Origin of the sequence: Branchiibius cervicis, assembly GCF_042661605.1 — a bacterium.
GTDB classification, from domain to species: Bacteria; Actinomycetota; Actinomycetes; order Actinomycetales; family Dermatophilaceae; genus Branchiibius; species Branchiibius cervicis.
The window spans coordinates 679,246-692,884 of record NZ_JBHSWJ010000002.1 but is presented as its reverse complement, the minus strand read 5'-3'; the positions used below and the strand labels follow the sequence as shown (position 1 = coordinate 692,884).

The following is a 13,639-nucleotide window of genomic DNA, read 5'->3' as shown; positions in this document are numbered from 1 at the left end:
CGTGAAGGAAGGCCTTGATTTGACGGCTTGTGAAAGGAAACGGCCCTGTTTGTCACACCGGAGGTGATCATCATCACACCCGGTGAATCAGGCGCTGAGCCGTTCGGCCGCTGCTGCGATCCGCTCGTCGGTGGCCGTCAGCGCGATCCGCACGTGCCGCTCGCCGGCGGCCCCGTAGAAGTCGCCGGGCGCGACCAGGATGCCCAGCCGGGCCAGAGCCGCGACACTGTCCCGGCACGGCTCGCCGCGGGTGGTCCACAGGTAGAGGCCGGCGTCGGAGTGCTCGATCCGCCAGCCCGCCCCCTCCAGCGCGGTGCGCAGGGTGGTCCGGCGATCGGCGTACCGCGCCTTCTGCGCCGCCACGTGAGCGTCGTCGCCCACGGCGGCCAGCAGCGCCCGCTGCACCGGCCAGGGCACCATCATCCCGGCGTGCTTGCGGATCTCGACGAGCCCGCGCACCAACCCGACGTCGCCGGCGACGAACGCGGCGCGGTAGCCGGCCAGGTTGCTCTGTTTGGACATCGAGTAGACGGCGAGCAGTCCCGTGAGGTCCCCGCCGGTGACCCGGTCGTCCAGCAGGCCCGGGGTCGGTTCGTCACCGGTCCAGGACAACTCGGCATAACACTCGTCGCTGGCGACGATCACATCGTGCTGGCGCGCCCAATCGACGACCTTCTTCAGATGCTCCAGACCCAGGACCGCGCCGGTCGGATTGCTGGGGGTGTTGAGCCACAACAGTTTCGGCGGCTTCGGGCCGTACTCGAGCAGACCCCGGGCCGGTTTGGGGGTGGCGCCGGCCAGACGAGCGCCCACGTCGTACGTCGGGTAGGCCACGTCGGGGAAACCCACCTCGTCGCCCGGGCCGAGCCCGAGCAACGTGGGCAGCCAGGCGACAAGTTCCTTGCTGCCGATGGTGGGCATGACCCCGTCCGGATCGACGTACGTCGCGCTGCGGCGCCGCGCGAACCAGGCCGCGATCGCCTCCCGCAGATCGGGCGTACCCCACACCTGCGGGTAGCCGTGCGCGTCGGAAGCCGCGTGCAGCGCGTCCTGGATCAGCTCAGGCGTCGGGTCAACGGGTGTGCCGACCGACAGGTCGACGATGCCCCCGGGATGCGCAGCGGCGATCGCCTTGGCTTCCGCGAGTGAGTCCCACGGGAAGTCGGGCAGTTTCGCCCCGCGGCTCATTCGCCCTGGGGAGGCAGGGCGGAGATGATCGGGTGGTCCTTGGCGATGACGCCCATCTTCGCGGCGCCGCCGGGGCTACCCAGGTCGTCGAAGAACTCGACGTTGGCCTTGTAGTAGTCGGCCCACTCCTCGGGGACGTCGTCTTCGTAGTAGATCGCCTCGACCGGGCACACCGGCTCGCACGCACCGCAGTCGACGCATTCGTCGGGGTGGATGTAGAGCGATCGCTCACCCTCGTAGATGCAGTCGACCGGACACTCTTCGATGCACGCCTTGTCCTTGACGTCGACGCAGGGCTGCGCGATGACATAGGTCATGTCGGTGGAGGTCCTTCCGGGCTGGGTGACTGACTTGCCTAGTATGCCGAAGCGATGACCACTCCCCCTAGTGAGCCTGACCTGACCCGGTTGCTGCGCCGTTTGCGGGTCGGCGAGCGAGCCGTCGTGCGGTGGCGCCTCGAGGTCGGCGAACCGATGCTCACCGACTCCGTCGGGACGATCGTCGCCCTGTCGGAATCGTCGGTCAGCGTGCTGACCCGACGAGGCCGGGTAGATATCGAGACCTCCCGCATTGCGGCGGCCAAACCGATCCCGCCGGCGCCGCACCGCAGGGGCGCGGCGCACCTGGCCGTCTCGGCCGGCGTCCTGCAAGAACTCATGGTGGCCGGGATGCCGCCGTTGGAGTCGCAATGGCTGGGCCGCTGGTTGCTCCGCGCGGCCGCCGGTTACACCGGACGGGCCAATTCCGTTCTGCCCCTGGGCTCCTCGGACCTTGCCGATCCGATCCCGACCGTTGCCTCGTGGTACGCCGATCGCGGCCAACCGCCGCTGGTGCAGCTCTTCGGCCCCACGGGTTTCGATCCTGCTGCCGACGATCCGCTGGGTACCTCGCTGGTGGCTCGTGGCTGGCGGGTCTTCCAGCGGACGGTGGTCATGACGGCACCCGTGCCGTTGGCGCAGCGGCCCCCATCCGTGCCCGTGCTCGACTCCCCCGACGAACGCTGGTGGGCGGCGTCCTCACCGCGGGAGCGCGAGCACCGCCGAGTGGCGACGCGCATCAACGGCCTCGTGCCTGCGTCGGCCTTTCCCCTGGCACTCGACGGTGAGCGTGCGGCGGGGGTAGCGAGGCTGGCGTTCGCGAACGGCTGGATGGGGGTGTTTTCGGTGCACGTGCCCACTGAGTACCGGCGTCGTGGCATCGCCCGCACGCTCATGCACGCGGCGTTCGCCGAGGCCGCCGACCGAGGAATCTCGCTCAGTTACCTGCAGGTCAGCGCCGACAACACCGCGGCGGTGCGGCTCTACGAGTCGCTGGGATACGTCCCCCACCACGAGTACTACTACCTGCGCCCCGACCGGCAGGCTCAGTTGAGATAGTTCTCGACCTCGCCGACGGGACGCTCGGCGGCCGCGGAGGGATCCTCGTGTTGCTCGCTCAGGGCGTTGCGCTGGCGCAACAGATCCCATGCCTGGTCGAGCTGCGCCTCGATGTGCTTCAGCTCTCGCTGCTCGTGCGGGTCCAACCCCTTGCCCACCTGGCCATCCCGCAGCGCGTGCTCGCGGGCGACCAACTCGTCGATGTGCTGGTGGATTTCTTTGCTGGTGTCGCTCATCACGACATCATCCCCCGAACCGGGCACCGGTTGGGTGGCGCCGCGCTCATCGAGCCCGTTGCCCCCGGCGAGCATGGCCAACCAGGGGTCGATCACCGTCTCCGCGCGGGCGTCGGCCAACTCGGTCAGGTCGAGGAAGTGCCGTGCCAGGGTCATTCCCAGAATGCTGGCCACGACAGCGGCCGCGCGCAGATCCGCATCATCGCCCGGGATCGACGCCGCCAGGGCGTCGACGCGCCCGTGGAGGTAGTCGCGCATCGCCGCAGCCGCCTCCGGTGAGGTCAGCATCGATCGCATCAGTGCCCGGGTCTCCGGCGGCAGCTCTCGCAGTCGGGCCGCAACGACGGCAGCCAGGTGATCCGGTAGATCGTCGTCGACCAGGGTGTGCGACGGACGTACCGCGAGACCGAACAACGCCTGCTTGCTGCCGTAGTGCTGCATCACCAGAGATGGGTCCACACCCGCCCGCCGCGCGATGTCGCGCACGGTGGCAGCCTCCAGACCCTTCTGACCGAATTCCTCCTGAGCCGCCCGCAGGATGCGCTCGGCCGTCGCCGCTCGCCGCTGGGCCCGCACGCCGTCAGCCTTTCCACTCTCACCCATGAGTTCACTCTACACACGTTGAGCGAAGGTGTAGGGTTGGCTCAACACTTGTAGAGCGAAATTGGAGGTTGGCCCATGCAGCACGACGAACACCCCTCGACGCCGCATCGCGACGTCCTGGTCATCGGTGCGTCACGAGGACTCGGAGCAGCCATCGCCGAAACCTATGCAGACCGGGGTGCTCGGGTCGTGGCGACGGTTCGTGCGCCCTCGGGAACCCCGTTGCACGCGTATGTCGAGCGCACCGGAACGCCGATCGACATCGAAGAAGTCGACATCGACCACGCCGAGCAGGTCACGGCCCTGCACGACCGGTTGTCCGGGCGACACTTCGACCTGCTCTTCGTCGTCGCCGGCATCTCGCTGGCCGCGCAGGACGCGATCGGAGCCGATGTCGCCACCGAGGATTTCACCCGGATGATGCTCACCAACGTCCTGGGCGTCATGCGCGCGGTCGAAACCCTGCAGGACCTGGTCACCCCGGACGGCACGATCGCGGTCATGTCCTCCGGACAGGGCAGCGTCACCAACAACACCACCGGCGGCTTCGAGGTCTATCGCGCCACCAAGTCGGCCCTGAACCAGATGTTCCGCAGCTACGCCGCGCGGCACGCCGGTGAGCGGCGTCCGTTGCTGCTGATGGCACCGGGCTGGGTCAAGACCACGCTCGGGGGCTCGAACGCCATGCTGGAGATCAGCGACAGCATCCCGCCATTGGTCGATACCCTCGATGCACAGCACGGCACGCCCGGTCTGCAATTCCTCGACCGCACGGGTGAGCCGGTGGCGTGGTGACCCTGGGCGGTCGCGTCAGCAGCTACTGGATGTCACCCGTCCGTGATCAGTCGTTATCCGGCAGGCGGTGAAGCGGCCGGCGTCGGTGGTTCCGCGGTAGGTGGAGGTCGACGAGCCGTCGGATTCGCTGGTCACGCCGCCCGCGCGGGATAGGACGCCGGTGGTGTCGACGTTCCACGACCAGCCGCGGATCGCCGGCCAGCCACGGCCCGTTGTCAATGAGGACACATTCTGGGTCAGATCGACCGAGCCCTTCAACGAGAAGTTCTGGTCGTCCTGGTAGTCGGCTGCGCTGAAGTCGACCGTGATCGGATAGCTTTCGGACAGAAGGGAACTGGCCACTACGCGCCCCTTGCTGGTCGAGACGGAACGGGTCGACATCGCATCGGTCTGTTTGACCGTCTGCACCAGTCCGTCGTCGCTGACCGTGCCGGAGTTGGTGAAGGTCCGCCCGGTGGTGACGGTGGTGCTGACCCGGCCGGCCGAGGTATCGACGTACCCGCTGATCACGTCCGAACGACGAGCGGTCTGCCGGTAGTCCACCGACCCGTTCGTGACCGACGAGGAGGTCGTGACGGTCCGTGGTGAGGCGGCGACATCGTCGCGGGTGAGCGCGCCGCTGGTGCGGGCCCGGTGGTGATCGGTGAAGAGGAACAAGACGGCGGCGAGGTTCCAGGTGTCGTTCAGCGGGTCGATGGTGAACTTCATCGTGTGGGACGTACCATCGACGAGCGTGCCCGCGAACGGGGTCAGGTCCAGATCCTCGGGGCGCAGGTCGAGGGTGTTCTGGGCCAGGACCGGTCGCCACAGCGTGGGCACGATCCCGCCGGAGTAGATGTGCGGGAACGTGCCGACCGCACCGGCCCGCCTGCCGTCGAGCGAGACGGCGGCCTCCCGGTAGGCGCCCGCCGCGCACAGACCGTCACCGGGGAACTTGGCCGACACCTCATCCGGCACCGCGGTGAACCACTGCTCGTCGCACCCGTTGCCCTTCAGCGTCACCTGCAGGCGGGCGCCGGTGAGGTTGCGGGGCAAGCCGCTCAGGGTGGTGGTGCTGGACGTCGCGCCCGGGTGCAGATCCTCGACCGGCACGGCGACCACCTCGTCCGGCACGGCCGGGGCCGGGTGGGCGCGATCGGCCATGTAGTAGGTGATCCGCACCGTCTGGTCGTAGACCCCGGTGTAGACGCTGCTGGTGTAGTTGCCGTAGCCGCCGGTGAACGGCTGGGGCTTCTTCAGCAGCGAGGTGAAGTCCGTGATGTCCTTGGTGAAACCGAACGTCGTGGGGGTCGCCCCGGAGGGCTCCTGCGTGGTGCCGAACCACACCGTCACCCCGCCGATGGCCAGTGATCCCGATCGGTCGTACTGACGCCCGCTCACGGTCGTCGTGGAGCTGAGGACGACTTTGGCCCACGGTCCCTGGCACCGCTTGGGCGGCGTGAGCGTGCCCGAGTAGTTCTGCGGTGAGCCGTCCGCCGCATTGGAGGGGAACGCGTCGGCCAGGGTCACGGTGCAACTGCGAGTCCCCGGGGTGGTGACCGCCGGTTGGGCCGTGACCGGATCGTCACCGCCCTGCTCGATGTACGCCGGCAGCGGGCTTGCGTGCGCTGCGCCCAGGCCGGCGGCAGCGAGCGTGACAGTGGCGGTCAGGACGGCGGCGGTGCGGCGGATCACGGGCGCTCCCGATTCATAGACGGACGATGATCTCGAGCCTACGAGCCGCGGTGACCGCGTGGGGCCTGCCGGCCGCGCGGATTCAGGACCGGTCCGGGTCGAGGAGCTGCGCGAGGTGAATCCCCTTGCGGTGCAGCAGGTCGTCGGCCTGGGTGCGGCAGGAGAACCCGTCGGCCAGCAGAGCGGCATCCGGCTGATCCCGCAGAGCCGGAAGCAGTTGTTGCTCAGCGACCGCCACCGACACTTCGTAGTGGCCCTTCTCCACCCCGAAGTTGCCGGCCAGCCCGCAACACCCGGACAGCCGCGTCACCGATGCACCGGCGGCGGACAGCAGCGACGCATCCGGGGACCACCCCATCACGGCGTGGTGGTGACAGTGCGGCTGGGCGACGACCGCGGTGCCCGCCAGCGGCGGCGGCTCCCACCCTGGGGTCGCCGTCAGCAACTCGGCCAGAGTGCGCGTCGCGGCGGCCACCGCCGCCGCCTCCGGCGAACCCAGCAACTCAGCACCGTCCGAGCGCACCACCCCGGTGCAGGAGGGCTCGAGCCCGACGATGGGAATACCCCGCTCGAGTGCCGGTGAGAAGTCCTCGACCAGCGATCCGAGGATCTTCTTGGCGGCGTCGAGCTGACCGGTCGAGATCCAGGTCAGCCCGCAGCATCCGTTGCGCGCGGTGAGGACCGGTTCGTAGCCTGCCGCCCGCAGGACCCGCACTGCCGCCTGGCCGACCTGCGGCGCGAAGTGGTCGGTGAACGAATCCACGAACAGCACGACCTGGTCCGGTGCGTCGGACTCGCCCAGGGTGCCGATGCCCGCGGATTCGGCCCACTGCCGGAAGGTCTGCGGCGCCACCGACGGAAGCGAGCGACGCGGGTCGACGCCGACCAGTTTCTTGCTGAACGATGCCTTGTCCCCCGCAGACAGGAGGGCGTTCACGACCCGTGGCATCTTCGAGCCCAGTCGCAGCCACCTGGGCAGTTGCCCGAGAACGTAATGGGACATCGGACGCCGCCGCCCGGCGTACGACTGGTGCAGCACCTCGGACTTGTAGGACGCCATGTCGATCCCGGTCGGGCAGTCCGACAGGCACCCCTTGCAGGACAGGCACAGGTCCAGGGCCTCGTGCACCTCGGGTGCACGCCAGCCGCCGGTCACCAAGGTGCCGTTCAGCATCTCCTGCAGCGCCCGTGCCCGGCCGCGGGTGGAATCCTTCTCCTCCTTGGTGGCCAGGTACGACGGGCACATCACCCCGCCGGCGTTGTCCGCCCGGCATTTGCCGACACCGGTGCACCGATGCACCGCCTGGGAGAAGTCGCCGTCGTCGTGCGGGTAACCGAGGGCCAGCAATTCCAGCGGTCTACGCGCGGCGGGAATGCGCAGGTGCGAGGTCGGAGCGTCCGGGTCGACCAGCACTCCCGGGTTCAGCAGACCCGTGGGATCCCAGACGCGTTTGATGTCGGCGAACAGGGCGATGGCCGAGGGGGAATACATCGCCGGCAGCAAGCCGCTACGGGCGCGACCGTCACCGTGCTCCCCCGACAGCGACCCTCCGTAGGAGGCGACAAGAGCAGCTGAGTCGTCCAGGAAGTCACCGAAACCCGTTGTGCCGCCGGGGTGGTCGAGGGGAAAGTCGATCCGGATATGCAAGCAGCCATCGCCGAAGTGCCCGTACGGCAACCCGGTCAGGTCGTGCTGCAGAAGCAGCGCATCGAAGTCGCGCAGGTAGTCACCGAGGCGCTCGGGCGGGACCGCGGCGTCCTCCCACCCCGCGTGAGCAGGACGACCCCGGGGGCTGCGGCCGGCCAGGCCGGCACCGTCTTCGCGCACCCGCCACAGGGCCGCTGCCGTGGCCGGGTCCGACACGACCAGACCGTCGATGGCGCCGCATCCGGATGCCGTTGCAGCCGCCCGGGAGAGCACCTCGGCCAGGTCGTCGCCGCTGATCTCCACGAACAGCCAGGCCGCACCCGCCGGTAGCGGCGGCACCGCCCCCGGCCCGCGCCGCTGCGTCAGTGTCTGGACGACACGCTGGTCGATGCCCTCGATCGCGGTCGGTGCGAACTGCAGGACCGACGGTGCGGCGTCACCGGCTGCAGCGATGTCCGGGTAGCCCAGGGCTACCAACACCCGGTAGGCCGGGTCTTGGACCAGCCGCACGGTGGCCTCGGTGCAGATCGCCAGCGTCGCTTCGCTGCCGACCAGGAACCGCGTCACGTCGAACCCGTTCTCCGGCAACAGCTCCTGCGCGGCGTAACCAGACACCTGACGGCCGAACCGGCCGAATTCGGTGCGGATCGTGGCCAGGTTGTCCCCGACGACGCCGCGCAGGTCATCCAGGAGGGGACTCGATGGCGCGGGCGAGCCACTCGTCGTACGCAGGGAACTCCCGTCGGCCAGGAGCGAAGTCATGGCCAGGACGTTGTCGGAGGTCTTGCCATAGGCCAGCGCACGGTTACCGCATGCGTTGTTGCCGATCATGCCGCCGACCGTGCAGCGCGTGTGCGAGGACGGGTCCGGTCCGAACCGCAGGCCCTGCGCGGTCACCTGCTTCTGCAGGGCGGCGTGCACCACCCCGGGCTGGACGACCGCACTGCCGGCACCCCCTCCGCCGGATCGGCGGATACCGACAGCACCTTGTTCATGTACCGGCTGAAATCAAGGACGACGCCCGGGCCGATCGCGTTACCAGCCACTGAGGTACCCGCACCACGAGCGGTCAGCGGCGCACCCTCGGCGCGGCAGGCGGCCAGCGTCGCGGCGACCTCGTCGGCGTCCCTGGGGAAGACGACCACCTCGGGAGCCACCCGGTAGAGCGAGGCGTCGGTGGAGTACACCGCCCGCGTGGTGGTGTCGGACCGCACGTCACGAACCCCTGCTCGCTGCAGTGCGGCCAGCACACCACCGGAAAGACTCACGCAGGGAAGATTAGTCGCTGCCGCCGGAGCTGCCCGACGACGGCTTCGTCGGCACCTTGGAGGTGTCGGCGGTCTCACCGGTGCAGATGACCTGATCGGCGGGCTGGTAGTGCGTGGTGACCTTCTCGTTCTTCACGATCTGCCCGGCGAGGTTCTTCACGATGCGGGTGACCGTGACGTCGAAGCCGTTGACCGCGGGCTGGTTGATGCAACCGGCCGTGGCGATGTGCTGCACCTTGGGCGCGACGATGTTGAACGGGGCACTCGTGGTCGAGGTGACGGTGAAGGCTTTCGTGCCGTACAGCCGGATCACCGCGGCGTGACCCTCGATCCCGGCCTGGATGAGGACGGGGTGCCCGGAGTCGTTGGTCCACTTGTTGTCGATGTTCGGGATCGACAAGGTGGCCTCGCGGCCCATCGGATAGCGGGAGATCCAGAACGAGTGCGCCTTGTGCTCGTCCAACTGCATCCCGGCGAAGAACACCGCGTTGTACAGGGTGGTCGAGGTCTGGCTGATGCCGCCGCCCATCCCCAGCACGTCGACACCACCGGAGAGGACCGGAGCCTTGACGTATCCCGCCGCTGCGTCGATCGGCATCAGCGTCTTGAGCAAGCTGAACTGCTCACCCGGCTGGACGACGACGCCGTTCATCTTCGCCAGCGCCGTCTTGATGTTGTGGGTGCGCGCCGCGTTCGAGGAGCCGGTCGGAAACTTGGAAACAAACTCCGACATCAGCTGCGTACCAACCGAATTCGCGCTCGTGTTGTCAGGAGAGGCTTTCACGACCGTGGTGTCGAGCGTCATCGTGCGGTCGGGCGCAGTGATCGCCGCCAGCAGTTTATCGCCCGCACCCTTCGTCACGACGGAGTAGCCGTCAGTGCCGGGAACGACCGTGCGGGTACCGTCGGCGGCCTGGACGATCCTGGCCGCCTGCGGCGCCTTCACCAGCGACCCCGCAACCTCGGCCAGCTCTTTGTCCAGGGCCGCCTCGTCGACCACTGGAGCCAAACGGCCGTCTTTGACCGTCGTGGACAGGAGGTCAGAGATCACGTTGGTCGACAGGCTGACCTTCTGCGAATGCACCTGCACGGTGACCGGATCGTCCATCGCCTTATTGGCGAAGGTGTCCAGGTAGGTCTGCACCTCCGCTTGGCTGATCTCGGGTTCGGTCTGCTTCAAGGTGGTCTTGAACGACGTCGTCTTCGGCCAGCCGGCCGCAATCTGACGGGCAACCGCCTTGGCGTCGATGCCGGTTCCCGGTTCGCCGTCGGTAACCTGCACGGCGCCCTGGATGAACTTCACGGTCGGATTGACCGGTGCTCCCTTGAGCTTCTCGCCGGCAGTGGAGATCGCCTGCTCCAGGGCAGCCAGGTCGACGACGGTCCGGGCCGTGCGCTGCGGGCCCCCACCGGTGTATCGCTGGAACAACTGCGCCGGGTTCAGCGTGAACCCCGTCAGCTGCGCAAAGGCATCGCTGGTGTCCAGCGAGATCCCGGAGTCGGCTGGCACGATCTGCACGGCGCCCCGGTCCGTGGAGATCGTGATCGGTTTGCTCAGCATGGCCTTCGACGCGGCGTCGACGTTCGTGACCGCTTCGCTCAAGGACATGCCCCCGACCGGCGTCCCGTCGATGGTGGTACCGGCTGCGATCCTGTCGGCCCGCAACGCGGCCAGACCGCCGTATCCGCCGGCCAAGATCACGGCAGCGGCCGTCGTCCCCGCGACGACCTTGCCTGCGGTCTTCACTCCAACGCTCCAAACTGTCCCCGGTAGTACACCAGCGCGGCGCTCTGGTCGTCGCCGGTAGCCACCGAGAGTACGTGGCCGACCAGCAAGGTGTGGTCGCCTGTGCGTAGCGTGTCGGTGGTTTCACATTCAACGTGAGCCAGCGCCCCACTCAGCAGAGCGACACCTGTGAGTCCGCTGACATGCGGAATGCGGTCCAGTTGGTGGTGCAGCGGCCGGCCCCGGGTCGCCAGCCACTGAGCGGTCCCCTTCGCGGAGGCGGGCAGCATGCTCACCCCCATACGCCGGCTTCGAGGACGGCGTCGTGGAACCGGGCGTCGACCTCGATGCTGGCACCCAGCAGCACCGGCTCCAGCGACAGCGAGACCACCGCGCTGGCGGTCATCGCGTGTTCGATATCGCCGGTGCGCGTGGTCAGGATCGTGACTCCGGTCGCGAACCGGCCCATCACGCGTCGGTAGAAGTCCGGATCGACCTCGCTCACGCGACGAACGCTTCCCGGTCGCCCAAGCGCAGTGCGATGTCGTTCGACAGCGCGAAATAGCCGTCGTGCACGCTGACCTGAGTGCGGTGGTTGGTCAGTGCCCGAGCGCGTACGCCGCCCGCCGCCTCATCGATGACCCGGTGCGTGACCGTGCGGTCGGGCACGACCGACGGATCCCAGGGCGCGTCGGTCGGGAGGGCGCTCAGCCCCGGCGCCAGGTCCGCCGCAGCGACCCACGCCCGGTCCTCCTGCGCCCATGACTGCGGAACCACCGTTTGCCACACGGGGATCTGCCCGGCGGCCGCCATCGTCGCCCGGTGAGCGGCGATGTGGTCCGGGTGCCCGTAACCGCCGTACTGCTCGTAGGTCACGAGTACGTCGGGCTGCACCTCGGCGATCAATTCACGGAGCGCTTCGGTTGCGGCCGGCACGTTGTTGACCAGCGCCCGCGGGTCCGCGGCCGCAGAGCTGCCGGCCATTCCCGAATCGCGGAAACCCAGCAGATGGCCAGTCGCGCCGAGGACCTGCAGGGCTCCGGCGAGTTCGGATCGACGTACGTCGGCCAGGTCCTCGCTACCCTCCAGGTGCTTCAGCTCCGGCGGGATGACCTCGCCCTCCTCGCCCAGCGTGCACGTCGCGACGTGCACGTCGTCCCCGGCGAGCGCGTGGTGGGCGATCGTGACGCCGTTCCACAACGTTTCGTCGTCGGGGTGCGCGTGGACAAAGAGCAGGCGGGTCATCAGCGCTTGGCGCGGGCCGCCGCTCGGGCTCGCTCGGTCGCGGACAGGTGCACCTTGCGGATGCGGACGGCCTCCGGAGTGACCTCGACGCACTCGTCCTCGCGGCAGAACTCCAGCGACTGCTCGAGGCTCAGCTTGCGCGGTGGGACGACCTTCTCGAAGTTGTCCGCGGAGGAGGCGCGCACGTTGGTGAGCTTCTTCTCCTTGGTGATGTTGACGTCCATGTCGTCGGCGCGGGAGTTCTCGCCCACGATCATGCCCTCGTAGACCTCGGTGGTCGGCTCCACGAAGAGCGTGCCGCGCTCCTGCAGGTTGACCATGGCGTACGCCGTGACGGCACCTGAGCGGTCGGACACCAGCGAGCCGCTGGTGCGGGTGGAGATCGGGCCGAACCACGGCTCATAGCCGTCGAAGACGTGGTGGGCGATGCCCGCACCCCTTGTCTCCGTGAGGAATTCGGTGCGGAATCCGATCAGGCCGCGGGACGGCACGACGAATTCCATCCGGATCCAGCCGGTGCCGTGGTTGGTCATCTGCTCCATGCGGCCCTTGCGCGCGGCGAGGATCTGGGTGATCGCGCCGAGGAACTCCTCGGGGGTGTCGATGGTCAGGCGCTCGATCGGCTCGTGCAGTTTGCCGTCGATCTCCTTGGTGACCACCTGCGGCTTGCCGATGGTCAGCTCGTAGCCCTCGCGGCGCATCTGCTCCACCAGGATGGCCAGCGCCAGCTCACCGCGGCCCTGCACCTCCCAGGCGTCGGGACGCTCGGTGTTCTCGATGCGCAGAGACACGTTGCCGATGAGCTCGCGGTCCAGGCGGTCCTTCACCAGGCGAGCGGTCACCTTGGCGCCGCGGACCCGGCCGACCATGGGGCTGGTGTTGGTGCCGATGACCATGGAGATCGCCGGCTCATCGACGGTGATCAGCGGCAACGGGATCGGGTTGTCCGCATCCGCGAGGGTCTCGCCGATGGTGATCTCGGGGATGCCGGCGACGGCGATGATGTCGCCCGGTCCGGCCTTCTCGGCCGGTTTGCGCTCCAGCGCCTCGGTCATCAGCAACTCGGTGATTTTGACCTTCTGCTGGGTGCCGTCGTGGCGGCACCAGGTGACCGTCTGGCCCTTGGTGATCTCGCCGTTGAAGACGCGCAGCAGCGCCAGGCGGCCCAGGAAGTTGGAGGAGTCCAGGTTGGTGACGTGCGCCTGCAGCGGTGCCTCGTCGTCGTACGTCGGGGCGGGGATCGTCTCCAGGATGGTCTTGAACAGCGCGGTGAGGTCTTCATCCTCGGGCAGTTCGCCGTTGCCGGGGCGCTCCAGCGAGGCGCGGCCGGCCTTGGCGGAGGCGTACACGATCGGGAAGTCGATCTGCTCCTCGGTGGCGTCCAGGTCCATGAAGAGTTCGTAGGCCTCGTCGACGACCTCGGCGATCCGGGAGTCGGGCCGGTCGACCTTGTTGATGCACAGGATGACCGGCATCTTGGCCGCGAGCGCCTTGCGCAGCACGAAACGGGTCTGCGGCAGGGGCCCCTCGGAGGCGTCGACCAGCAGCACGACACCGTCGACCATCGACAGACCGCGCTCGACCTCACCGCCGAAGTCGGCGTGGCCGGGGGTGTCGATGATGTTGATGGTCAGGCCGTCATCGAGGCCGGCTTCCTTGGCGGCGGGCCCGGAGTAGTGGATCGCGGTGTTCTTCGCGAGGATCGTGATGCCCTTCTCGCGCTCCAGGTCACCGGAGTCCATCGCACGCTCATCGACGTGCTGGTGCTCACCGAAGGCGCCGGCCTGCCAGAGCATTTTGTCTACGAGGGTGGTCTTGCCGTGGTCGACGTGGGCGACGATGGCGACGTTACGGATGTCGCTGCGGGTCTGCTGGGCCAT

At 68.4% G+C, this 13,639-nt stretch carries 11 protein-coding genes and 1 pseudogene; 2 read left to right on the top strand and 10 right to left on the bottom strand.

Going from position 1 to position 13,639, the window contains the following annotated elements; genetic code table 11:
- Positions 1-87: 87 nt before the first annotated feature.
- Both dapC and fdxA read right to left on the bottom strand, forming a co-directional pair.
- Positions 88-1,188 carry a succinyldiaminopimelate transaminase gene (gene dapC / locus ACFQBT_RS03890; protein WP_377820529.1) on the bottom strand — a complete coding sequence of 367 codons (1,101 nt, stop codon included), beginning with the start codon at positions 1,186-1,188 and terminating at the stop codon, positions 88-90.
- Positions 1,185-1,505 carry a ferredoxin gene (gene fdxA / locus ACFQBT_RS03885; RefSeq protein WP_291520467.1) on the bottom strand — a complete coding sequence of 107 codons (321 nt, stop codon included), beginning with the start codon at positions 1,503-1,505 and terminating at the stop codon, positions 1,185-1,187. The genes dapC and fdxA overlap by 4 nt, the downstream gene beginning before the upstream one ends.
- A gap of 54 nt (positions 1,506-1,559) precedes the next feature.
- Here fdxA and ACFQBT_RS03880 point away from each other — a divergent pair, with 54 nt between their 5' ends.
- Complete coding sequence (locus ACFQBT_RS03880) at positions 1,560-2,564, top strand: GNAT family N-acetyltransferase (protein ID WP_377820527.1); 1,005 nt, start codon at positions 1,560-1,562, stop codon at positions 2,562-2,564.
- On the opposite strand, the gene ACFQBT_RS03875 is transcribed toward ACFQBT_RS03880, so the two are convergent.
- On the bottom strand, positions 2,552-3,403 hold the full coding sequence (locus ACFQBT_RS03875; RefSeq protein ID WP_377820525.1) for a DUF2630 family protein: 852 nt from the start codon (positions 3,401-3,403) through the stop codon (positions 2,552-2,554). The genes ACFQBT_RS03880 and ACFQBT_RS03875 overlap by 13 nt on opposite strands.
- A 75-nt stretch (positions 3,404-3,478) precedes the next feature.
- Here ACFQBT_RS03875 and ACFQBT_RS03870 point away from each other — a divergent pair, with 75 nt between their 5' ends.
- On the top strand, positions 3,479-4,198 hold the full coding sequence (locus tag ACFQBT_RS03870; RefSeq protein WP_377820523.1) for an SDR family NAD(P)-dependent oxidoreductase: 720 nt from the start codon (positions 3,479-3,481) through the stop codon (positions 4,196-4,198).
- A gap of 15 nt (positions 4,199-4,213) precedes the next feature.
- On the opposite strand, the gene ACFQBT_RS03865 is transcribed toward ACFQBT_RS03870, so the two are convergent.
- The 7 genes and pseudogenes from ACFQBT_RS03865 to typA form a co-directional block, all read right to left on the bottom strand.
- A complete protein-coding gene (locus tag ACFQBT_RS03865; RefSeq protein ID WP_377820521.1) occupies positions 4,214-5,872 on the bottom strand; it encodes a peptide-N4-asparagine amidase in 1,659 nt (552 codons plus the stop codon).
- 82 nt (positions 5,873-5,954) lie between these two features.
- Complete coding sequence (locus ACFQBT_RS03860; protein ID WP_377820519.1) at positions 5,955-8,441, bottom strand: FAD-binding and (Fe-S)-binding domain-containing protein; 2,487 nt, start codon at positions 8,439-8,441, stop codon at positions 5,955-5,957.
- Positions 8,414-8,788 (bottom strand): FAD-binding oxidoreductase, encoded by a 375-nt coding sequence (locus ACFQBT_RS03855; protein WP_377820517.1) that lies wholly within the window; start codon positions 8,786-8,788, stop codon positions 8,414-8,416. Before ACFQBT_RS03855 ends, ACFQBT_RS03860 begins: the two co-directional genes overlap by 28 nt.
- A 10-nt stretch (positions 8,789-8,798) precedes the next feature.
- Positions 8,799-10,535 carry a VanW family protein gene (locus tag ACFQBT_RS03850; RefSeq protein ID WP_377820515.1) on the bottom strand — a complete coding sequence of 579 codons (1,737 nt, stop codon included), beginning with the start codon at positions 10,533-10,535 and terminating at the stop codon, positions 8,799-8,801.
- Positions 10,532-10,983: pseudogene (locus ACFQBT_RS03845) on the bottom strand (flavin reductase family protein). The gene ACFQBT_RS03850 and the pseudogene ACFQBT_RS03845 overlap by 4 nt, the downstream one beginning before the upstream one ends.
- 32 nt (positions 10,984-11,015) lie before the next feature.
- Entirely contained in the window at positions 11,016-11,759 is a 744-nt protein-coding gene (locus ACFQBT_RS03840) for a PIG-L family deacetylase (protein WP_377820513.1), read from the bottom strand.
- On the bottom strand, positions 11,759-13,639 hold the full coding sequence (gene typA, locus ACFQBT_RS03835; RefSeq protein WP_377820512.1) for a translational GTPase TypA: 1,881 nt from the start codon (positions 13,637-13,639) through the stop codon (positions 11,759-11,761). Before typA ends, ACFQBT_RS03840 begins: the two co-directional genes overlap by 1 nt.

Excerpts from the sequence above, each read along its gene's own strand:
- dapC (WP_377820529.1), bottom strand. The coding sequence starts at position 1,188 with ATGAGCCGCGGGGCGAAACTGCCCGACTTCCCGTGGGACTCACTCGCG.
- fdxA (WP_291520467.1), bottom strand. The coding sequence starts at position 1,505 with ATGACCTATGTCATCGCGCAGCCCTGCGTCGACGTCAAGGACAAGGCG.
- ACFQBT_RS03880 (WP_377820527.1), top strand. The coding sequence starts at position 1,560 with ATGACCACTCCCCCTAGTGAGCCTGACCTGACCCGGTTGCTGCGCCGT.
- ACFQBT_RS03875 (WP_377820525.1), bottom strand. The coding sequence starts at position 3,403 with ATGGGTGAGAGTGGAAAGGCTGACGGCGTGCGGGCCCAGCGGCGAGCG.
- ACFQBT_RS03870 (WP_377820523.1), top strand. The coding sequence starts at position 3,479 with ATGCAGCACGACGAACACCCCTCGACGCCGCATCGCGACGTCCTGGTC.
- ACFQBT_RS03840 (WP_377820513.1), bottom strand. The coding sequence starts at position 11,759 with ATGACCCGCCTGCTCTTTGTCCACGCGCACCCCGACGACGAAACGTTG.
- typA (WP_377820512.1), bottom strand. The coding sequence starts at position 13,639 with ATGGCCCAGCAGACCCGCAGCGACATCCGTAACGTCGCCATCGTCGCC.